The sequence below is a fragment of the Vibrio sp. CyArs1 genome, assembly GCF_022432925.1.
Lineage (GTDB): Bacteria > Pseudomonadota > Gammaproteobacteria > Enterobacterales > Vibrionaceae > Vibrio > Vibrio mediterranei.
This window is the reverse complement of sequence record NZ_JAKRBO010000019.1, coordinates 13,163-33,619: the sequence shown is the minus strand read 5'-3', so window position 1 is coordinate 33,619 and position 20,457 is coordinate 13,163. Positions and strand designations below refer to the sequence as shown.

Genomic DNA, 20,457 nt, shown 5'->3' with positions numbered 1-20,457 from the left:
GGCTCGGTTTCGACAGCGGCTTGCTTACGCGCTTTAGCACGAGCGATAGCGGCAGCGACGGCTGCTTTCTTCGGATCTTCTTTAGCAGGTGCATCGGTATCTTGAGTTTCCGGCTCGGCTTCAGTTGCGGCTTGCTTCCTTGCTTTAGCACGTGCAATTGCAGCGGCAACAGCGTCTTTTTTCGACGTCTGAGACTCTTCACCTGATGATTCTTCAGCTTGTAACTGTTGAGCGGCTTTCTTCGCTTTTGCTCTTGCTAATGCAGCGGCAATAGCCGCTTTTTTAGGGTCTTGCTCAGTATTGTCTAAGTTTTGTACATTATCCGCTTCAGCTGGCTTATTTGCTTTTCGCTCTCTAGCCAAGCGTTTACGCTCTTCTCGCAACTTGGCCATTTCGGAATTGTCTGGATCTGTTTGTCCTTGTTTAGCGGCTTCCGCTTGTTTAGCCTTGGCTCGAGCTATGGCTGCGGCAACGGCAGGCTTAACTTCATTCGTTGCAGAAGTGGACTTCTGTGCTTTTACGCGTTCAATCGCAGCAGCGATGGCATCATCGCCGCCAGATGATTTCATTTGTTTGCGGCGGTCGTCAGCGGCTTTCTTGAAGCGGTTTTCTCGATCAGCTTTATCACGCTCTAGACGTGCTTTCTTCTCTTCAAATCGAACTTTGGCTCGTTCTGCTGCCTCAGACTCTTGTTTTCGAGTACGAATTTCGGCTTTAGCTTGGCGATAGTAATGAACTAAAGGGATCTCACTTGGACAAACAAAAGCACACGCTCCACATTCGATACAATCTTTGAGGTTTAACTCTTCACACTTATCGTATTCTTGAGATTTCGCGTACCACTGTAACTGCTGAGGTAACAAGGACGCAGGACAAGCTTCTGCGCATTGACTACAACGAATGCATGACATTTCATGTGAACGAGGATCAATCTCTCGATAAGTCGGAGCTAGAATACAGTTCGCTGTTTTAGTAATTGGCACATTCGCATGAGGCAATGTGAAGCCCATCATAGGGCCGCCCATAATTAAGCGTGGAGATTTTTTATCGGCTTTGTAACCAAATTGATCCAATAAAGATTGCACAGGAGTGCCGATCAATGCCCAAACATTACGTGGTTGTTTAAAGGTTTTCCCTGTTAAAGTAACAACGCGCTCAATCAAAGGCTCACCATCGCAAACAGCACGTTTGATTGCGTAAGCCGAGCCAACATTTTGCACCATCAAACCAATATCAGCAGGAATACCGCCTACAGGGACTTCCAGGTTGGTAAGTATTTTAATGAGCTGCTTTTCGCCACCAGATGGATATTTAGTTGGAATGACTCGAATGACGATATCTTCATCTGTCGCTGCTTGCTCCAGAGCTTTAATGGCTTCAGGCTTATTGTCTTCAATACCAATGATTGTCAGCTTTGGTTTGAGAATGTGATTGAGGATCTTAATACCTTCAATGACTTCCTGCGCCTTATCTTGCATCAAGCGGTCATCAGCAGTGATATAGGGCTCACATTCGGCCGCGTTGAGAATTAGAATCTCAGTGCGTTGTAAGCCAGACTGGATTTTTCTTGCAGTTGGAAAACCTGCGCCGCCCATACCAGAAATACCCGCTAAGCGGATTCGCTCTATCAAGGACTCTGGTAGCTCATCAAGATAACTATCACATGGGTTGAGATCGAACCATTCGTCTTGTTGATCAGCTTCGATAACAATGCATAGGTCGCTCAAACCTGAAGGATGTGCAATAGTGCGCGGTTCAATGGCCTTTATCGTTCCAGATGTTGGCGCGTGAATCGGCAGCATAAATGCTGCATTGACTTGGCTGAGAGGTTGTCCTTTCAAGACACGCTCACCCACAGTTACTAATATATCGCCTGGTTTACCAATATGCTGTTTGAGTGGAATCACTAACTCATTTGGAATATTTGCCTTGGCGATAGAGCTTTGGTTGGATTGTTTCTTGTTTTCTTGTGGGTGTACGCCACCGGGGAAATCCCAAAGAGAACCAGATTTGATTTGTTCAATAAGTGATAACATGACGCTCCCTACTCACCGCTAGCTTGTGTTTGAGTTTCGGAAATATTGACAACAGGAATAGCATCAAGCTGCCATTTCCAAGTATCAGCGGTTGTTTCTACAGGAATCATTTCAATACAGTCAGTAGGGCATGGGGCAACGCATAGGTCACAGCCAGTACATTCGTCTTTGATAACGGTGTGTAGTGCTTTTGTTCCGCCAACGATAGCGTCTACTGGGCAGGCTTGGATGCATTTTGTACAACCAATACACATATCTTCATGGATAAAAGCCACTTTCTTTATCGACTTTTCTGCGTCATGAGCGGAGTCTTCGACTTCAACACCCATTAAGTCAGCAAGCTTCTCAATAGTTGCTTGGCCGCCGGGAGGACACTTGTTAATAGCGTCGCCGTTTGCGATAGCTTCCGCATAAGGGCGGCAGCCAGGGTAGCCACATTGTCCGCATTGTGTTTGAGGCAGAATACCGTCAATTTGGTCGACAATTGGGTCAGCTTCCACTTTAAACTTAATCGAAGCAAAACCGAGAACGGCCCCAAAAACGGCCGCTAAGATAACAAGAGCAATAATTGCGATAAGAATTGTCGTCATTACAGTTTCACCAACCCAGTGAAGCCCATAAATGCTAGAGACATTAGCCCCGCTGTGATCATGGCAATTGAAGCTCCTTTAAAGGGAGCTGGCACATCAGCAGCGGCAATACGTTCACGCATTGAAGCAAACAAGATAAGGACCAAAGAGAAACCCACCGCCGCTCCGAAGCCATAGATAATGGATTCGATAAAGTTGTGGTTTTCGTTGATGTTAAGTAACGCCACGCCCAAAACTGCACAGTTAGTGGTGATCAAGGGTAGGAAAATACCTAGCAAACGATAAAGCGTTGGGCTGGTTTTATGAACCACCATCTCAGTGAACTGTACGACAACGGCGATAACCAAGATAAAACTCATGGTTCGCAAATATTGAATGCCTAAAGGCACTAATACGTAAGTTTCCACTAAGTACGCGCACACGGATGCAAGTGTCAGCACGAATGTCGTGGCCAACCCCATGCCAATTGCGGTCTCGAGTTTTTTTGAAACGCCCATGAAAGGGCACAACCCAAGGAATTTTACCAGTACGAAATTGTTGACGAGGACAGTTCCCACCAACAATAAGAAATATTCGGTCATAATAATAAGTGTAAAGAGCTCCGATCCCGTTATTATCCTGCTTTGCGTAGCGAATAACAACCAGTGAAACATAAGGTTTTGTCTGTTTGTACGAAAAGTATAGGTATTAAGCCTAAAATCAGGAAAGGGAAGTTTTGGGTTTCTGAAACGTAAAAAGCCGCGTCTTTCGACACGGCTTTTTGGAATTTGGCTCCCCCGGCGGGACTCGGACGCGGGCGGCGAGCTCTGCGACATACAGCTCGGTACGAGTTTCGTCGCATTGAAATGTAAAACGCCGCGTCTTTCGACACGGCTTTTCTGGAATTTGGCTCCCCCTGAGGGACTCGGACGCGGGCGGCGAGCTCTGCGACATAAAGCTCGGTACGAGTTTCGTCGCATTGAAACGTAAAAAGCCGCGTCTTTCGACACGGCTTTTTTGTAATTTGGCTCCCCCTGCGGGACTCGAACCTGCGACATACGGATTAACAGTCCGCCGTTCTACCAACTGAACTAAGGGGGAATTGCTTTAAGCGGGGCGAATGTTAGCTATCTCACCAGATAGAGTCAATATTTTTCTGCAAAAAAAAGCAGAAAAAAAACCGAAGAAAAAACTTTACTTTTCTGTATGCCTTGCTGGGTATAAGGCTATTTTACTTATCCACCAAATTTGTGGATAAATGTGTTAATTACACTGTATCAAATTAGAAGTAGGTGAAATGCTAGAACAAGAGGTTGTGAATAAGTTTTAAGCTTTGATGGTAACTTGCTGAATCTTATGGAATTAAACGGAAAGGTAAAATTAATGTCAGAATTGAGAATTGTGTGAATAAGACACTTTTATCGATTGATTGGGGAAAAGTCGTGGATTAATTAACAATAATTATTTGGCTGTGACGCCGAGCAGGGCGAATACAATATCAAAAAGTCTGCCCGATAGCGAGCTTTAGGTTGCAAATTCTGTCGGCTAGGGGTGAAATACTAGGTTCGTTAACAAAGGAATCGCATTATGGCAAAACACTTCGAATTGGTTTCGGATTATCAACCTTCTGGAGATCAACCTACCGCCATCGCGCAGCTAGTCGATGGGCTGGATTCTGGTTTAGCACACCAAACATTGCTCGGCGTGACCGGGTCAGGTAAGACGTTCACGCTTGCCAATGTGATTGCGCAATCTCAGCGACCAGCGATTCTGTTAGCACCAAACAAAACTCTTGCGGCTCAGCTGTATGGTGAAATGAAAGGCTTCTTTCCAAATAATGCGGTTGAGTATTTTGTCTCTTATTATGACTACTACCAGCCTGAAGCTTATGTACCTACCACCGATACCTTCATTGAGAAAGATGCGTCAGTCAATGCACATATTGAGCAAATGCGTTTATCTGCGACTAAGGCATTACTAGAGAGAAAAGATGCCATCATTGTGGCTTCAGTATCAGCGATTTATGGTTTGGGTGACCCAGACTCTTACCTGAAGATGATGTTGCATGTTACTCGAGGTGCGGTTATTGACCAGCGGGATATTCTATTGCGTCTGGCCGAACTGCAATATTCTCGAAATGATGTGGCCTTTGAGCGTGGTCAGTTCCGAGTTAGAGGGGAGGTCATTGATATCTTCCCAGCGGAATCCGATCAAGAAGCGGTTCGATTGGAAATGTTTGACGATGAAATCGACTGCATCAGTCTCTTTGATCCTCTTACCGGAGTGATTACTGAGCGAGATATTGCTCGCTATACGATTTACCCAAAAACTCACTATGTGACGCCTAGAGATCGTATTTTAGATGCTATTGAGAACATCAAAGTAGAGTTAGCAGCTAGACAGACGTATCTAAAAGATAATAACAAGTTACTTGAAGAACAGCGTATTTCGCAACGGACTCAATTTGATATTGAGATGATGAACGAACTTGGCTTCTGTTCTGGAATCGAAAACTACTCACGTTATCTCAGCGGAAGAAGTGAGGGAGAGCCGCCTCCGACACTGTTTGACTATCTCCCTGCTGACGGTTTATTGATTATCGATGAATCTCACGTCACCGTGCCTCAAATTGGAGCCATGTACAAAGGGGACCGTTCAAGAAAAGAGACGCTGGTGGAGTATGGATTCCGATTACCTTCAGCGTTAGACAATCGCCCCCTCAAGTTTGATGAATTTGAGATGATTGCACCACAGACTATTTTTGTTTCGGCAACACCTAGTACTTATGAGCTGGAAAAATCGGATGGCGATGTCGCTGACCAAGTTGTTCGCCCGACTGGTTTGCTTGACCCAGAAATTGAAGTACGTCCTGTAGCAACTCAGGTTGATGATCTGCTATCTGAAGTACGCGCTCGAGCCGCGATAGATGAGCGTGTGTTAGTAACTACACTAACCAAACGTATGGCCGAGGACCTCACTGAGTATTTGAGTGAACATGGCGTCAAAGTGCGTTACTTGCACTCAGATATTGATACCGTGGAGCGGACTGAAATCATACGCGACTTACGATTGGGTGAATTTGACGTGTTAGTAGGTATTAACTTACTACGAGAAGGTCTAGATATGCCTGAGGTGTCATTGGTAGCTATACTTGACGCTGACAAAGAAGGTTTCTTGCGCTCTGATCGCTCCCTGATTCAGACCATAGGTCGAGCTGCACGTAACCTAAAAGGTAAGGCGATTCTTTACGGTGACCGTATTACCAATTCCATGCAAAAAGCCATCAATGAAACCAACCGCCGTCGTGAAAAGCAGCATGCTTATAACGTTGAAAACGGTATGGTCCCGATGGCCTTGAAACGTAATATCAAAGATATTATGGAGATTGGCAGCGTGGCCAAGGGTGGTAAGCCCAAGAAAGGAAAACAAGTACCGTTATCGAAAGTGGCTGAGCCTTCTCAAGCGTATGTGGCACTATCACCTCAAGATCTAGAAAAACAAATTCTAAAATTAGAAGCAGAGATGTACCAGCATGCTCAGAACCTAGAATTTGAACTAGCCGCAGAAAAACGTGATGAAATAGAAAAACTTAGACAGCATTTTATTGCTAATAGTTAAAAGTTTTGGTTGAGTTTGATAGGCTGTTTCAAATATAAACAGCAAAATAAAAATGGTCTTTATTGGATAAAAATTGCAAAATGCGAATATTCTTATAAAGACCAAATTATAATCAACAGTTAGCTAGGAACTATGCAACAACTATTCGACGAGCCCAAGTCTCGCTATCTACTTATGGTAGAAGACACGGCTTCCGTTGCTGCGCTGTATCGCTCATATCTATCTCCATTGGGGATAGATATCAATATCGTTGGAAACGGTAGAGATGCAATTCAAAGTTTAGCGCACCGGACGCCTGACCTCATTCTACTGGATTTACGACTTCCCGACATGACGGGTATGGATGTATTGGACGCTGTAAAAGAATTCAATCCCGATGTACCTGTCATCTTTATGACAGCTCATGGTTCTATCGACATTGCGGTAGACGCTATGCAGCATGGCGCGCAGGACTTTTTAATCAAACCCTGCGAAGCCGACCGACTTCGCGTGACGGTAACCAACGCCATCCGCAAAGCTTCTAAGCTACGTAATGAGATTAATGATTCTAGTAGCCAAAACTACCAAGGATTCATTGGCAGCAGTCAACCTATGCAGGCGGTTTACCGCACTATTGACTCTGCCGCTTCCAGTAAGGCCAGTATCTTTATTACTGGAGAAAGTGGTACAGGTAAGGAAGTGTGCGCAGAGGCGATCCACGCTGCGAGTAAACGAGGCGATAAGCCATTTATTGCGATCAACTGTGCCGCCATACCAAAAGATCTTATTGAGAGTGAGCTGTTTGGTCATGTCAAAGGTGCCTTTACGGGGGCGGCAAGTGACCGACAAGGTGCGGCAGAACTCGCTGATGGCGGCACGCTGTTTCTTGATGAGCTCTGTGAAATGGATCTTGATCTACAAACTAAACTACTGCGCTTTATTCAAACGGGTACCTTCCAAAAAGTGGGGTCTTCACGTATGAAGAAAGTGGATGTACGTTTCGTATGTGCGACCAACCGAGATCCTTGGAAAGAAGTACAAGAAGGGCGATTTAGAGAAGATTTATACTACCGACTTTATGTTATCCCTCTTCATTTGCCACCGCTTCGAGAGCGTGAAGAAGATGTGATTGAAATTGCCTACTCGTTATTAGGCTTTATGTCGCATGAAGAGGGTAAGAGTTTTGTGCGCTTTGCTCAAGACGTCATTGACCGCTTCATTCAGTACGAGTGGCCAGGTAATGTCCGCCAATTGCAGAATGTATTGCGCAATGTGGTGGTATTGAATCAGGGTAAAGAAATAGAGTTAAGTATGTTGCCGCCGCCTTTGAATGAGCCAGCGGTTAAGCCCGCAAACTCAAGTAATGTGGTATCAGTATCATTTGGGCCACAGGACATCCAACCTTTGTGGAAAACTGAAAAAACCACCATAGAGCAAGCGATAGAAGCGTGTGACGGTAACATTCCACAAGCAGCGAAACACTTGGACGTGAGTCCCTCGACAATCTACCGCAAAATACAGGCATGGAATGCAAGCGAGAAGAAAGCATGAAGTTTATGAATCGAGAAAAAGTAGAGCAGCTCACTCGCGAGATTGGTCAAGATAACATTCCTATTCTTCTTGGGATTTTCACCGGAGAGTTGGTGACATATCAGGCGCAGTTAAGTGAAGGTGATTTAACCGAAAAAATGTCGCACATGAAGGAAATCTGCCATGCGCTTAAGAGTAGTGCAGCTAGCTTCGGAGCTGAGTCACTGTGTGAGTTTGCTATTGATATCGACGCTCAAGTGAAAGGTGGCAAATTACGAGAAGATCAAGCCCAGGTCGACAGTATGCTGGCGAATCTTTCGGAAACACACTCTTGCTATATAGAATTTTTAGAGTCGATTAAATAATGTCATCACTGAGTTGCAAAACGGGGGCACCATTTGGCGCCCCCGTTTCTTTTGCTTCAATTATTAAAGCAGTGACTCGATAGCATGCTTTAGTTTTACTCGGTCGTGACGCCAATCTCTATTTGGCGATGCCAGAGGAAGGGTAACGCAGTTCCATTGACTGCAAATATCAGAGTGTGCTTCTTCACCTAAAATAACGTCCAGTTTTCTGCCTTGAAGTGCACGTTCACACCACAGCAGCTTCTGTTCTAATGTCATGCGGCCAGCTGGGCCATATTCGGGTGATAGGTTCTCGACAAATACGACTTTAGCAGTTTGATTCTGGCAGATCGCTTGGCTCAAATCAGCGAGAAGCAGCGGTGGCATAATACTGGTTAAGAAACTGCCCGGTCCAAGAATAATACAATCGGCTTGAGTAATCGCTTCTACTGCTTCTTTGGTGGCGGGTACGACGGGGTCAAGATCCAATCTTTGTAAATCTTGTTCCATCTCATCAACGGATGTTTCACCTGTCACCCATTTACCGTCGACAGAGAGAGCTGTCAGGTCAGATGGATGTTCTGACATTGGAATGATATTGACATCAACTGCGAGAAGCTTGCGGATTAAATGTATGGCTTCAAGTGGACGAACGGACAAGTTATCCAGCGCAGTGAGCATTAAGTTGCCAAGGTTGTGGCCGTTTAGATCGCCAGAGCCTTTAAAGCGGTACTCAAACATCATGGAGCCAATAGACGGGTCGGTAATCAGCTGATTAATACAGTTACGAGTATCACCCCAAGCGATGCCGCCTTGACATTCTCGGATGCGCCCAGTAGAACCACCATTATCTGTAGTAGCTACGATACCAGTGGCATTCCCGCCAAATTCCTTCAAAGCCGCCAACATACGACCCAGCCCATGACCACCACCAATGGCCACGACTTTCTTTGATGAATATATGCTCATCTTGTACTTCTTTTGAGTTATCTGAACTTTGTAACATAGGTTAAATTGTTCATTTGAGATACTCAACTATAATAAAAATGACGAATATGTAAGGTTTTTTGACATGAAGGCTGGAAAACCATACCGTTATTGAGTATTTTACTCAAAAGCTGTTACCGACTCATTATGCGGTAACTGCCATAACTCCGAGCTCTACGCGCTAAGTCGAACCAAAGATAAGCTTCTAGAGCCAGTGACAATTTGTCACAAGGGCATAATTGGAAATGATTGTGCCTCCCGTGTTTGGAAAGGTGTTCCGTGGCGCAACAATTCGAAGATAAATTTAATCGCAAGTTCTATTACTTGCGTCTTTCGGTTACAGATGTCTGTAACTTCAAGTGTACATATTGCCTCCCTGATGGCTACAAACCGCCTGGTCACAAAAGACCAGCCTTTTTGACGCTTCCAGAAATCAAACGCGTGGTTACCGCGTTTGCAGATTGTGGTACTTCCAAAGTACGAATCACTGGTGGTGAGCCGAGCTTGCGCAAAGATTTCCCTCAGATCATTGAAACGGTAGCTAATACACCGGGTATTACGAAGGTAGCAACGACGACCAATGGTTATCGAATGGCTAAACAAGTTGATACATGGCGTCAAGCTGGCCTTACCAATATCAATGTAAGTGTAGATAGTCTCGATCCAAGAATGTTCCACCAGATCACCGGTGAAAACAAATTTACTGAAGTGATGTCTGGCATTGACCGAGCGTTTGAAGTCGGCTATGAGCAGGTCAAAGTCAACGTGGTATTGATGAAAGATCTCAATGCCAAAGAGCTTCCTGCCTTCCTCAACTGGATCAAAGATCGTCCGATTCAATTGCGTTTCATCGAGTTGATGCAAACTGGCGAAATGGACGAGCTATTTAACAAGCATCATGTCTCCGGCACTGACATTCGTAATCAACTGATTGCCAACGGTTGGATCTTGAAAGCTCGAAGTCAAAATGATGGCCCAGCTCAAGTTTTTGTTCATGCGGACTACCAAGGTGAGATCGGCCTTATCATGCCATACGAGAAAAACTTCTGTGAAAGTTGTAATCGTCTACGTGTGTCGGCAATGGGCAAACTGCACCTCTGTCTATTTGGTGACCATGGTGTAGAGCTACGCGACTTACTTCAAGAAGACGCTCAAGAGAGCGCTCTGATCGAACGAATTCAAGCACAATTACAGACCAAATCAGTCAGTCATTTCCTGCATGACGGTAATTCAGGGATGACGCCGCATTTGGCATCTATCGGCGGCTAATAGACCGCGAAAAAATACGTAAAAATTTTATAGGGTGAATAATCATGGGTCACGCAGAAAGCAAGTTCGTGCCTGCAAATATCGCAGTGCTAACCGTATCGGATACACGTACCGAAGAAAATGACACGTCAGGTCGCTTTTTAGTCGAGAATCTACAAGAAGCAGGCCACACACTGGCGGATAAGCAAATCGTTATTGACGATATCTATCAAATTCGCGCAGTGGTGTCGAAATGGATCGCTGATGAGAGTGTGCAAGCGGTAATGATCACTGGCGGTACGGGGTTTACTTCTCGTGACAGCACGCCTGAAGCACTCGTTCCACTATTCGACAAACAAGTGGAAGGCTTTGGTGAGCTATTCCGTGCAGTTTCTTACGAGGAAATTGGCACATCAACTATCCAATCTCGTGCAATCGCAGGTTTTGCAAACCACACGGTTATCTTTGCGATGCCAGGCTCGACTGGAGCATGTCGCACAGGTTGGACGAAGATCATCAAGCAGCAACTTGATGCTAGCCACCGCCCATGTAACTTCATGCCTCATCTAAGTAAGTAATCATCTAGGGAAAGTCATGTCCGAATTTACCCATATCAACGCCTCTGGCGAAGCAAACATGGTCGATGTGTCGGCCAAAGCCGAGACGGTGCGTGAAGCAAGGGCCGAAGCTTTTGTTCACATGGCACCAGAAACTCTGCAGATGATTACTTCAGGCAACCATCACAAAGGTGATGTGTTTGCTACTGCACGTATCGCAGGTATTCAAGCGGCTAAGAAAACATGGGATCTTATTCCTTTGTGCCATCCGTTGTTACTGTCTAAAGTGGAAGTACAGCTGGAAGCTATCGAAGCGGAAAACAAAGTACGTATCGAGTCTGTTTGTAAGCTAGCAGGTAAAACTGGCGTAGAAATGGAAGCGTTAACAGCTGCGTCTGTGGCGGCTTTGACTATTTACGATATGTGTAAAGCGGTACAAAAAGACATGGTTATTGAAAACGTTCGTCTACTCGAAAAAACGGGTGGAAAATCAGGACACTTCAAGGTGGAATCATGATTAAAGTACTTTTCTTTGCACAAACTCGTGAGCTGATTGGTCAAGACAGTGTGGAGCTTGCTGCTGAGTTTGCCACAATCGAAGATATTCGAGCCCATCTTGCCGCTCAGCAAGGTAAGTGGGAACTAGCTCTTGAAAGTGGTAAGTTGCTTGCTGCTCTTAATCAAAATATTGTTGCTCTGGATGAGAAAGTTCAAGACGGCGATGAAGTGGCTTTCTTTCCACCGGTAACGGGAGGTTAACATGACCTTAAGAGTATCCGTTCAACACGAAGACTTTTCAGTGGGCGCTGAATACGATGCGTTGGCTGAAGGTACAGCGTCGGGTGCAATTGTCACGTTTACCGGCAAAGTTCGCGATATGAACTTAGGCGACAATGTTACCGGTTTATCACTAGAACACTATCCGGGAATGACAGAACGTTCGCTGGAAAAGATCTGTGATGAAGCAGAAGAGCGTTGGATGTTAAATGGTATTCGTGTAATTCATCGCGTGGGTGATATGGATGCCGGTGACCAAATCGTATTCGTTGGAGTATCTAGTGCTCATCGTGGATCTGCGTTTGAAGCTTGCGAATTCATAATGGATTACCTTAAAACCAAAGCTCCGTTTTGGAAAAAAGAGCGAACGACAGAGTCGACGCGTTGGGTTGAGTCACGAGACTCCGACGCCGAAGCGGCTGCACGCTGGCAAGAAAAATAATCTAAATCAAAAGAGCATGTCGATGACATGCTCTTTTTGTATCACTCGACGGTGGCTAAGTATTTATCTACCACTTTCAAGACGCCTGCTTCATTGTTGCTTGGAGCAATAAAGCGACTCAGTTTTTTTATCTCAGGATGTGCATTGTCCATAGCGTAAGAGTGGTAGCTCTCTTTTAACATTTCAACGTCATTGAAGTAGTCACCGAAGCTCATTGTTTCTTCAAACTTAAACCCTAAATGCTGTTGCAAGAAACGAATAGCAGCCCCTTTTGAGGCTTCTTTATTCATGACATCCAACCATATTTTTGCGCTTACCACCACTTGATACTCATTGCCAAAATGATCATTGATGGCTGGGAAGACATGTTGCTCAGCCCCCTCAAAGTTGCAGATCGCGACCTTGATAAAATCGTCTTCGACAGAGAGTAGGTCTTCGACATACTCGCATCGATGATAGTATTTACGGATTTCTTCAAGCGCTCTAGGATCCTGAGTTTCAATATAGGCTGAGTGCTTACCGCATAGAACCATATAAGTGTTTTCTATAGATCGGGCAGTTTTGATGATCTCTTTTGCGGCGGCCGTATCTAATGTGCAGCTGTAAAGCTCCTCATCGTTTTGCATGACCAGCGTGCCGTTTTCTGCGATAAAAATCAGCTCATCTTGAATAGAAGAGAACATGTCTTTAAGGCTGTAGTACTGACGGCCGGAAGCTGGTGCAAAGTGAATACCTTGCTCTTTAATACGCTCGTAGAGAGGGAAAAAATCTGGAGTCAGTTGACCGTTTGGGTCGAGCAGTGTGCCATCCATGTCCGTTGCTATAAACTTGATTGTACTGTGCATATATTATCGCTGTTCAAATGGTAAGAGACGTGTGCAGTATACGTAAATCGACGCGATGGTGAAGTAAATAACTGGAATCTTAGTTAATGACTTGGTCACGTTGACGACAGACGGTTCAGTTGTTGGGTAAATAGGTTCTTATCACACTCAAAATCACCTTAAGAGATAGCTAGTTATTGCATTTCGATCGTGTGAAACGGAAATTTCGATAGTGGGCCGAATGGTGAGCGCCAGTACTTTTATCGTACAACCCAGCCCAGTTTGAGAGCTCTGGCGCGGTGGCCCAGATATTCATCATCGCTCTTAGCTTCGTATCGGATTGGCTAGGAATAGGTTGTGTTTCAGTATTGCGCACTTTGTATACCAGTTCATCGTCGATGTACCATTTTATGGTGTTTCTATTCCATTCTATGGCGTACTTATGAAACTCATCTGCGGCGTCAAAATCTAGGTAGTGAATATATTCATTACGCTGCTCGTAGCTATCGTCGTTACTCCAAAAATTAAACTGTACCAAGTTGGTGTTCAGGCCAATAAATTCAATGTCAATTTCGTTATGGATTCCATTGCCACCTTCAGGCTGATCGTAGGGACCTGCAAACAGGAAGAACGCGCTCACGACACCTTCCGCTTTGACAGGCTTCATTTCTACCTCAAAACAGCCGTTCCCATAAAAGCCTTGAGTTCGTATCTCTCCTGATACGATATCTGGATAGCCATGATTGTCGATGATATTGGATAAGTTGAGTGCCAACCCCTGTGGACTAAATTCTGCGTGGTCGTGTTGCCATCGATTTAAAAACGGATAACCGTTCTCCCACCCGTCGGCGATAAACCAACGATTGGTGTCTAATGAGGTCAGCGGGTCGTCAAATGCTTTCCCAGCCTCGGCAGAAGTGGCAAGACACACCATAGCAAGTGTTGTAGTCGTTGTTTTCATTATCGAGTCCTTTCATTGGCTTAGAGCTTTCACCTTGGGCTGAAATCGCTGTTATGGCCCGCTCTTTATAGTAGTTGTGGACGACTGACAATCCATCAGAGCGTTGTAACAGTTTTGAGAAACAACAAAGTTAAGAATCACACTATTGGTGCAACTGCATGATGATAGATCACAGTAAGACGTGGTAAATACAAAGAAATAGATACAAATTGTTGATATTTAGTGACTTTAATAACTGGCAATGTTCTTGCAATGACATGAAGACTTCTAAATAAGAAGCGTGACATAAAGTGTCTCACTAATAATCAGTTGGCGACGGTGCGTTCTCATTCATTCGAGGCGCACCTTTTTTCTATTGAGTAAGGGATATGTTGTGGCGATGGCTAATTCTTGGATTACAATGGGTGAGTCAGTACATATAAAAAGGATTAAGTTTGTCGATTATTAAAGAGTGTATTCGAACGGTTGGCCGTGGGTCTCGCGGACGTGGTCCGTTAACTCAGGAACAAGCTAAGCAAGTGATGGAAGAGTTTATCGATGGACAGATCGGTGATGATCAAATGGCTATGTTGATGATGCTTATCCGCGTCCGCGACGAAACCCCAGAGGAAATCGCGGGGTTCGTGGAAGGTTTGAAACCTCATTACCCAGATATTAGCGCTGATTTCGATTGGCCATTATATGCGGGTAAAAGAGTAGGGCAGTCATCGGGAAAACCTTGGCATCTTATTGCTGCGAGCATTTTGGCGGAACATGGTGTACGGGTGGTGTTGCATGGCGACTTGGATAAAGAAAGTGATCGCTTACATGCAAAAGACTGTTTGGGTACACTGAATATTTCCAAAGCGGAGGATTTAGCTCATGCACAGCAACTTCTTGACCGCGATAATATTGCCTATTTACCGCTGAACCACTTTTGTCCACTCGCCAAGAAAATGTTGGATTGGAAGCATCGCTACGGTCTAAGAACACCGATCAATACTGTTATTCGAGCCCTGAATCCAGCGAATGCACCTTTTGGTATGCGAGGAAGTTTTCACCCGGGTTTCCAAGAACTGCACGCCAAAGTCGAACATCTTCTCGCTCGACATGGAAGAGACAACAATGACTATCAACGAATGCTATCGTTCAAGGGACAAGGTGGTGAAACGGAATACAATCCGAAAGTAAGCCAAACTGTGTGGTGGGTCGAATCCGATACGATTCATTCTGAGTACGTTGAAGAAAGTATGGCCGAGCTAGCGCTTCCACAACACTGCCCATTACAGACACCGCAAGAAGAAATGCAGTTGATGGCAAATACCGTTGTATCCACATTGACGGCAGCGCTGTTTTCAATTTCAGGGGATTGGCAACAAGCATCCGAGAAAGCAAACCAATACTGGAATGGTTATTGCGAGACTCCACACTCAAGTTGTTAAGTAATAAACAGGCGCAGCCATTGACCGCGCCTGTTTTAGTTTACCGTTATTAACCTGTCAGGACGTTGTCTTCAGGGTATTTTAGTAATGTCGGTTTTGGTCTGGCTAGCATGTAGGCTAAGGTTAGTGGTCCAACACGACCAATAATCATCACGACAATCATAATCCACTTACCTTCGGTATTGAGTTGAGCAGTTAAACCTGCTGTTAGTCCGACGGTAGCAAATGCCGATATGGTTTCAAACAACACTTGTTCAAATTTTGCCTGTTGGGTGACCATAAGTAAGAACATGGCGATAGTCAAAATAGCGCCGCTCACCACTATGATTGCAAGCGACTTAGTGACGGTCTGCCAACTAACAGTGCGATTAAAGATCTCCACGTATTGTTTCTGCCTTAAGAATGCCCATGTGGCATAGAAGGCAACTGCGAATGTCGATACCTTAATACCACCACCTGTCGATGTAGAGCCTGCACCTATCAGCATTAAGATAATCATAATCAGTAGGGCAGGTTGCCCAAACTGAGCGATATCAACGCTATTAAAGCCAGCAGTACGAGCACTTGCCGACTGGAAGAATGCGGAGAGCCATTGTCCACCAAGAGGTAAAGCCCCTAAAGTTTCTGGGTTGGTGCGTTCCAGTAAGAAGAAAAACAGTGTGCCGCCCAACAACAAGATGGGTGTGGCAGTGAGCATGATTTTTGTATGTAGCCCTAGCCTAGAAAAGCCTTTCTTACCGTTGATCGCAAGATCACTGACCACGGTAAAGCCCAACCCGCCGAAGATGAATAACCCAGACAAAACAAGCAGAACGACTGGCTCTGATGCGAAACTCATCATACTATCTGAGAACAAAGCGAAGCCGGCGTTATTAAAGGCGGAAATCGCGTGAAATATCGAATAAAACACGCCTTGAGACAAGCCCATTTCGGGGATCCAACGCATAGCTAAAACGGCCGCACCGATAGCTTCGGCAATGAAGGCAAAAATGATGATTTTCTTCACTAACCCTTTAATATTGACCCGGCGATCTTGGCCAAGCGCTTCTTGGGCCAAAGCTTGTTGCTTTAGGCTTAATCTAACACCAAACATGTAGAGTAAAACCGCTGAAAGCGTCATTTGCCCAAGGCCGCCAATTTGCATCAACAGCATCAGTAACACTTTCCCTGAAGTCGTGAAATGCTGACCAGTATCGACCACACCGAGTCCAGTCACACTGATAGCGGATGTCGCCGTAAAGAAGGCGTCGCTAAAGCTCAATCCGGTAACCGAAAATACGGGTAGTGTCAGCAGCAAAGCAGAGGGTACTAAAACCGCCAAAAAGCTTGCTACTATAAGGTAAGGCTCTGACGGTACTGCTGATTTCCTAGTGAGCTTAATCGGGTAAATCAGACCTTTTTGGAAACGACGATTCATGACAGTCTGATCTTTTCGTGCAGGTCTTTTTCTGGGCCAGCAACAATGATCATGTCACCAATTTCAAGTGTTTGACTCATTTTTGGGTTGGCGTCCAGCTCAGGACCGCGCTTGAATCCCAGTACTTTAACATTGCTAGCTTGGCAAATGGCGACGTCAGCCAAGGTTTTGCCCATTAACTTGTTGCCAACGACGATTTCGGTTAGCGCTAAGCCACTTCCTAGTTCATTGAAAGCAATCACTCGGTTATCAAGCATACGCTGCGCTACTCGGATACCCATATCTCTTTCAGGCATGATGATTTTATCCGCCCCTATCTTTTGCAAGATTTTGTACTGGAACTTGTCATTCGCTTTAACCCACACTTTCTTCACTTTGGCTTCTTTAAGCACCAGTGTGGTGAGAATACTGGCATTGATGTCATTCCCTATGGATACCATCACCATGTCGAACTCATTCAGTCTGAGTTCTTCAACGGTTTCTTCTATCGTACAGTTGGCAATGATGCCTTGTGCGACGATTTTAGATACTTCCTTTACACGATCTTCATTGATGTCGATAGCAAGAACTTGAGCACCGGCTTCAGATAACTCTTTACAGATACTCATTCCAAAACGCCCTAAACCAATCACGGCGTATTGTTTGGTCACTGCTTTCATAATATCTACCTGCTTACTTTGTTTTTATGCATTCGGAGCTTAACGCTAGGTGGCTGTTGTTTAAATATAGTATTAATTATCGGATAAAAATTTCAGTGTTATCTGACAATAACAGCGGTTCACGTAAATATACATTAAGCGCCTAAAACGTAGACAGGTCAATGCTCTATTCGATTCGGCTATATCGAGGAGATTAGGCTCTACTCATAAACTGGCTTTCCAGATGGTCGTTGGCTGATTGCTCAAACAAAGATGTCAACCAGTCTAGGTCATGTTCTTGTATCGTGGTTTTTACTATAAAGGCTCGTTGCATAACATTGGCGCTAATGACTGCTTTGCGATGTTCCAAATCCGTAATACCTCCATCAAATGACAGTGTTTTGTTGTTCTTTACAGCAATGATGTTTGTGAGCTGTACGATGAGCGACATGGCATCACATTTCGAGGCTATACGATACAAGTAGCCGGATTCAACCTTCTGTTTCACCCAGTAATCCATGTCAATGAGGCTTAACGGAGTGCGGCTGATGAGCAACGCTTCACACTGTTTTGGCCAAAGCTCTATTGATACTGGGGTATGTTTGAATTCGGGTTGGCCAGAAAAAGGGTCAGTATTGGGCGAGATAAGTTGACACGCTTTTGCATTACTGGCGGTTGCTAAGTTCCAGTGAATGGGTACAAAGGCATGCTCAGCAGTCACGCCGGAATCTACCGCCACCCGCATGTGAATATTGGCGTGTGGGTTGGATAGCTCTGCGATGTCTCCAGATTTAAGTCCCCACATGAGCGCCGTATCAGGATGCAGGCTTATAAACGGTTCTGGAGTATGAGAGGCCAGATGAGGTGACAATCCAGTACGGCTCATGGTGTGCCAATGATCTCGCGTCCGGCCACTGTTAAGCAAAATAGGCAGTGCATTGCTGGTTGTTTGTTGTGGGGCTTGATAACCCGTGGCGACAAAGTGTGCTTTTTGGTCAGCAGTATAAAACTGATGTTGGTTAAACAATCGCTGGTTGACGATATCGGTTTGTAACGTTAACACTGGCCATTGTTGCGGAATAAGCGTGTTATAGCCTTTGTCATCCAACTGAGTTAACCCACTTAATGTCAGATCACGCTGTTGACCGCCCTCATTACCTAAGGTCGTCATGCGAGCATACTCGTTGAAGATTTGCCCCTCATGTAGATAATCAAAAGCATTGGTGAAACCCATTTTCATTGCCACCTCGCTTACTATCCACCAATCAGGCATAGCCATGCCAGGGCTGGGAAGCAATCGACGTTGTCTTGAAATACGGCGCTCAGAATTGGTGACCGTGCCCGATTTCTCGCTCCAACCTTGTGCGGGTAAAAGCACGTCAGCTAGTTGGGCGGTTTCGGTTTCCTTAATACAATCCGAGACCACTACAAACGGGCACTTTTGTAGCGCTGATTTTATTTTTTCTGAGTTAGGTAGACTCACCATGGGGTTGGTTGCCATGATCCAAATCGCTTTGATTTTTCCTGCTTCGACTGCGTCAAACAGGTCGATCGCTTTAAGGCCAGGCTTAGTGGCAAGAGTGGAGGTTTTCCAAAACTCACTAATTAATGAGTGATGCTGTGGATTATCAAACTCCATATGACTTGCTAATGTGTTTGCCAGTGCACCTACCTCTCTTCCTCCCATTGCATTAGGTTGCCCAGTGACAGAGAAGGGGCCCATGCCAGGCTGTCCAACTCTGCCTGTAGCGAGATGGCAATTTAGAATGCTGTTGACTTTGTTCGAGCCACTGCTGGATTGATTAACGCCTTGCGAATAGATGGTGACGGTTTTTGGGGTGTTAGCAAACAGAGTGTAAAACTCTTCAAGTTGCGATTGAGTTAGCCCTGTGATGGAACCAACGTCGACCGTCTGCTTCGCAACGGCCAACGCGTCATCAAACCCTTGCGTATGGTGTTCTATGTAGTTTGCGTTGAGCTGTCCCGTCAGTGAGAGATGATTCAATAGCCCGTTGAACAGAGCAACATCACTGCCAGAATGAATGGCGAGGTGTAGATCGGCAAGCTCACAAGTTGCGGTTTGACGAGGATCAATTACCACCACTTTCATATTTGGATTATTCTGCTTAGCAGTCTTTAAGCGTTGAAAAAGGACCGGATGACACCACGCCAAGTTAGAACCAGTAATGACAACCAAGTCAGCCAGTTCGACATCTTCATAGACCACGGGGACAGTATCGCTGCCGAAAGCACGTTTATGGCCTACGACGCTCGAGGCCATACATAACCTGGAATTACTATCGATATTGCCGCTGCCAATAAAGCCCTTCATGAGTTTGTTGGCGACATAGTAATCCTCAGTGAGCAACTGACCTGATACATAGAATGCGACAGAGTCAGGACCATGTTGTTGAATGGCCTTCTGGAATTGCTCAGCGACAAGAGACGTCGCCTCATCCCAAGTCATAGACTTTTCCTCTAAAGCATCAATGCTGCGAGTGCGATGGATCGGTGATAAAAGGCGACCGTCGGTAATGACCGTATCCCCAAGTGCGATACCTTTGGTACACAGTTTGCCATAATTGGAGGGATGCTGTTTGTCGCCTCTTATTTCCAGAAGACCGTTTGCTTTTGGTCTCGCTTCAACACCGCAACCGACTCCGCAATAGGCACATGTTGTCTTAATCCAGCCTTCTTTAGTCATAACCTTTATCCTTGCTGATAATTTCCGTTAATTGTTGTTGAAAGCAAAACACGCGCCATTGGGGCGTTGTTGGGTTAAATATGTATTTATCCCTAATATAGTCAATTAATACAAATGGTTAGCTAATATACCACTAAAGTGGTATATGAGCTTTTTTGACAAAATATCAGTTATTTATTGTTTATTTGCACTGTTTTGGGATTTATCGCACTAAAAATGCTCAAAATCTTCTCTAATTGGATTTTTGTGGGTGTTGTTTTTGTGTTTCTAAATCAATGGCTGAAATCATATTTCATTGTTTTTAAAGAGTTTATTCAAAAAATAACGAGACTGTTATCATCGCTGGCATCCTTATTGCCTCTAAGTTGGCAAGCGAATAAAAAAATTTCGCCTGTCTATAAGGAG

Annotated in this window: 18 protein-coding genes, 1 tRNA gene and 1 riboswitch; of the genes, 9 read left to right on the top strand and 10 right to left on the bottom strand. The window is 45.0% G+C overall.

The genetic code is table 11. The annotated features are described in order from the left end of the window. The 4 genes from rsxC to MMA19_RS25880 form a co-directional block, all read right to left on the bottom strand. Nucleotides 1-2,036, bottom strand: a 2,036-nt coding sequence (gene rsxC / locus MMA19_RS25895) for an electron transport complex subunit RsxC (protein ID WP_240207670.1), incomplete at its 3' end; no start/stop codon positions are given. Nucleotides 2,037-2,044: 8 nt separating this feature from the next. Continuing rightward, nucleotides 2,045-2,626: an electron transport complex subunit RsxB gene (gene rsxB, locus MMA19_RS25890; RefSeq protein WP_236109401.1), complete on the bottom strand. Its 582-nt coding sequence runs from the start codon at nt 2,624-2,626 to the stop codon at nt 2,045-2,047. Next, nucleotides 2,626-3,207: an electron transport complex subunit RsxA gene (gene rsxA, locus MMA19_RS25885; RefSeq protein WP_006072943.1), complete on the bottom strand. Its 582-nt coding sequence runs from the start codon at nt 3,205-3,207 to the stop codon at nt 2,626-2,628. The genes rsxB and rsxA overlap by 1 nt, the downstream gene beginning before the upstream one ends. 423 nt (nt 3,208-3,630) lie before the next feature. After that, a tRNA-Asn gene (locus tag MMA19_RS25880) sits at nt 3,631-3,706 on the bottom strand. Between the two features lie 486 nt (nt 3,707-4,192). Here MMA19_RS25880 and uvrB point away from each other — a divergent pair. The 3 genes from uvrB (at nt 4,193) to luxU (ending at nt 8,097) form a co-directional block, all read left to right on the top strand. Then, nucleotides 4,193-6,223, top strand: a complete 2,031-nt coding sequence (gene uvrB / locus MMA19_RS25875; protein WP_240207668.1) for an excinuclease ABC subunit UvrB — start codon at nt 4,193-4,195, stop codon at nt 6,221-6,223. A gap of 132 nt (nt 6,224-6,355) precedes the next feature. Further along, nucleotides 6,356-7,753 (top strand): quorum-sensing sigma-54 dependent transcriptional regulator LuxO, encoded by a 1,398-nt coding sequence (luxO, locus tag MMA19_RS25870; RefSeq protein ID WP_062462808.1) that lies wholly within the window; start codon nt 6,356-6,358, stop codon nt 7,751-7,753. Beyond that, complete coding sequence (luxU, locus tag MMA19_RS25865) at nt 7,750-8,097, top strand: quorum-sensing phosphorelay protein LuxU (RefSeq protein ID WP_006072947.1); 348 nt, start codon at nt 7,750-7,752, stop codon at nt 8,095-8,097. Before luxO ends, luxU begins: the two co-directional genes overlap by 4 nt. A 63-nt stretch (nt 8,098-8,160) precedes the next feature. Here luxU and yvcK read toward each other — a convergent pair whose 3' ends face one another. Beyond that, nucleotides 8,161-9,045: a uridine diphosphate-N-acetylglucosamine-binding protein YvcK gene (gene yvcK / locus MMA19_RS25860; protein WP_171388435.1), complete on the bottom strand. Its 885-nt coding sequence runs from the start codon at nt 9,043-9,045 to the stop codon at nt 8,161-8,163. A 171-nt stretch (nt 9,046-9,216) separates the two neighbouring features. Continuing rightward, a riboswitch (molybdenum cofactor riboswitch) is annotated at nt 9,217-9,354 on the top strand. Here yvcK and moaA point away from each other — a divergent pair. The 5 genes from moaA (at nt 9,343) to moaE (ending at nt 12,087) form a co-directional block, all read left to right on the top strand. Further along, nucleotides 9,343-10,332, top strand: a complete 990-nt coding sequence (gene moaA / locus MMA19_RS25855; protein ID WP_031494455.1) for a GTP 3',8-cyclase MoaA — start codon at nt 9,343-9,345, stop codon at nt 10,330-10,332. Its footprint overlaps the riboswitch before it by 12 nt. 44 nt (nt 10,333-10,376) lie before the next feature. Beyond that, nucleotides 10,377-10,889 carry a molybdenum cofactor biosynthesis protein B gene (moaB, locus tag MMA19_RS25850; protein WP_006072950.1) on the top strand — a complete coding sequence of 171 codons (513 nt, stop codon included), beginning with the start codon at nt 10,377-10,379 and terminating at the stop codon, nt 10,887-10,889. A 16-nt stretch (nt 10,890-10,905) separates the two neighbouring features. Then, on the top strand, nt 10,906-11,385 hold the full coding sequence (gene moaC, locus MMA19_RS25845) for a cyclic pyranopterin monophosphate synthase MoaC (protein ID WP_006072951.1): 480 nt from the start codon (nt 10,906-10,908) through the stop codon (nt 11,383-11,385). Further along, nucleotides 11,382-11,627 carry a molybdopterin synthase sulfur carrier subunit gene (gene moaD, locus MMA19_RS25840; protein ID WP_006072952.1) on the top strand — a complete coding sequence of 82 codons (246 nt, stop codon included), beginning with the start codon at nt 11,382-11,384 and terminating at the stop codon, nt 11,625-11,627. Before moaC ends, moaD begins: the two co-directional genes overlap by 4 nt. A 1-nt stretch (nt 11,628) precedes the next feature. Further along, nucleotides 11,629-12,087, top strand: a complete 459-nt coding sequence (gene moaE / locus MMA19_RS25835; protein WP_006072953.1) for a molybdopterin synthase catalytic subunit MoaE — start codon at nt 11,629-11,631, stop codon at nt 12,085-12,087. Between the two features lie 41 nt (nt 12,088-12,128). Here the strand turns inward: moaE and MMA19_RS25830 are convergent, their stop codons facing one another. Beyond that, the gene (locus MMA19_RS25830) at nt 12,129-12,932 is read right to left on the bottom strand and encodes a Cof-type HAD-IIB family hydrolase (RefSeq protein WP_240207666.1); all 804 of its coding nucleotides are present in this window, start codon (nt 12,930-12,932) and stop codon (nt 12,129-12,131) included. A 169-nt stretch (nt 12,933-13,101) separates the two neighbouring features. Next, nucleotides 13,102-13,872: a glycoside hydrolase family 16 protein gene (locus tag MMA19_RS25825; protein WP_240207664.1), complete on the bottom strand. Its 771-nt coding sequence runs from the start codon at nt 13,870-13,872 to the stop codon at nt 13,102-13,104. 434 nt (nt 13,873-14,306) lie between these two features. Between MMA19_RS25825 and MMA19_RS25820 the strand changes: the two genes are divergently transcribed. Then, nucleotides 14,307-15,293 carry a glycosyl transferase family protein gene (locus MMA19_RS25820; RefSeq protein ID WP_006072956.1) on the top strand — a complete coding sequence of 329 codons (987 nt, stop codon included), beginning with the start codon at nt 14,307-14,309 and terminating at the stop codon, nt 15,291-15,293. 49 nt (nt 15,294-15,342) lie between these two features. On the opposite strand, the gene MMA19_RS25815 is transcribed toward MMA19_RS25820, so the two are convergent. From MMA19_RS25815 to MMA19_RS25805, 3 genes are all read right to left on the bottom strand, one after another. Next, nucleotides 15,343-16,710, bottom strand: a complete 1,368-nt coding sequence (locus MMA19_RS25815; RefSeq protein WP_038229531.1) for a TrkH family potassium uptake protein — start codon at nt 16,708-16,710, stop codon at nt 15,343-15,345. Continuing rightward, nucleotides 16,707-17,369, bottom strand: coding sequence for a TrkA family potassium uptake protein (locus MMA19_RS25810; protein WP_006072958.1), 663 nt, complete (start codon nt 17,367-17,369; stop codon nt 16,707-16,709). The genes MMA19_RS25815 and MMA19_RS25810 overlap by 4 nt, the downstream gene beginning before the upstream one ends. 193 nt (nt 17,370-17,562) lie before the next feature. Beyond that, nucleotides 17,563-20,052, bottom strand: a complete 2,490-nt coding sequence (locus MMA19_RS25805) for a nitrate reductase (protein ID WP_240207663.1) — start codon at nt 20,050-20,052, stop codon at nt 17,563-17,565. Nucleotides 20,053-20,457: the final 405 nt, after the last annotated feature.

Excerpts from the sequence above, each read along its gene's own strand:
- rsxB (WP_236109401.1), bottom strand. The coding sequence starts at position 2,626 with ATGACGACAATTCTTATCGCAATTATTGCTCTTGTTATCTTAGCGGCC.
- rsxA (WP_006072943.1), bottom strand. The coding sequence starts at position 3,207 with ATGACCGAATATTTCTTATTGTTGGTGGGAACTGTCCTCGTCAACAAT.
- uvrB (WP_240207668.1), top strand. The coding sequence starts at position 4,193 with ATGGCAAAACACTTCGAATTGGTTTCGGATTATCAACCTTCTGGAGAT.
- luxO (WP_062462808.1), top strand. The coding sequence starts at position 6,356 with ATGCAACAACTATTCGACGAGCCCAAGTCTCGCTATCTACTTATGGTA.
- luxU (WP_006072947.1), top strand. The coding sequence starts at position 7,750 with ATGAAGTTTATGAATCGAGAAAAAGTAGAGCAGCTCACTCGCGAGATT.
- yvcK (WP_171388435.1), bottom strand. The coding sequence starts at position 9,045 with ATGAGCATATATTCATCAAAGAAAGTCGTGGCCATTGGTGGTGGTCAT.
- moaB (WP_006072950.1), top strand. The coding sequence starts at position 10,377 with ATGGGTCACGCAGAAAGCAAGTTCGTGCCTGCAAATATCGCAGTGCTA.
- moaC (WP_006072951.1), top strand. The coding sequence starts at position 10,906 with ATGTCCGAATTTACCCATATCAACGCCTCTGGCGAAGCAAACATGGTC.
- moaD (WP_006072952.1), top strand. The coding sequence starts at position 11,382 with ATGATTAAAGTACTTTTCTTTGCACAAACTCGTGAGCTGATTGGTCAA.
- moaE (WP_006072953.1), top strand. The coding sequence starts at position 11,629 with ATGACCTTAAGAGTATCCGTTCAACACGAAGACTTTTCAGTGGGCGCT.
- MMA19_RS25830 (WP_240207666.1), bottom strand. The coding sequence starts at position 12,932 with ATGCACAGTACAATCAAGTTTATAGCAACGGACATGGATGGCACACTG.
- MMA19_RS25825 (WP_240207664.1), bottom strand. The coding sequence starts at position 13,872 with ATGAAAACAACGACTACAACACTTGCTATGGTGTGTCTTGCCACTTCT.
- MMA19_RS25815 (WP_038229531.1), bottom strand. The coding sequence starts at position 16,710 with ATGAATCGTCGTTTCCAAAAAGGTCTGATTTACCCGATTAAGCTCACT.
- MMA19_RS25810 (WP_006072958.1), bottom strand. The coding sequence starts at position 17,369 with ATGAAAGCAGTGACCAAACAATACGCCGTGATTGGTTTAGGGCGTTTT.
- MMA19_RS25805 (WP_240207663.1), bottom strand. The coding sequence starts at position 20,052 with ATGACTAAAGAAGGCTGGATTAAGACAACATGTGCCTATTGCGGAGTC.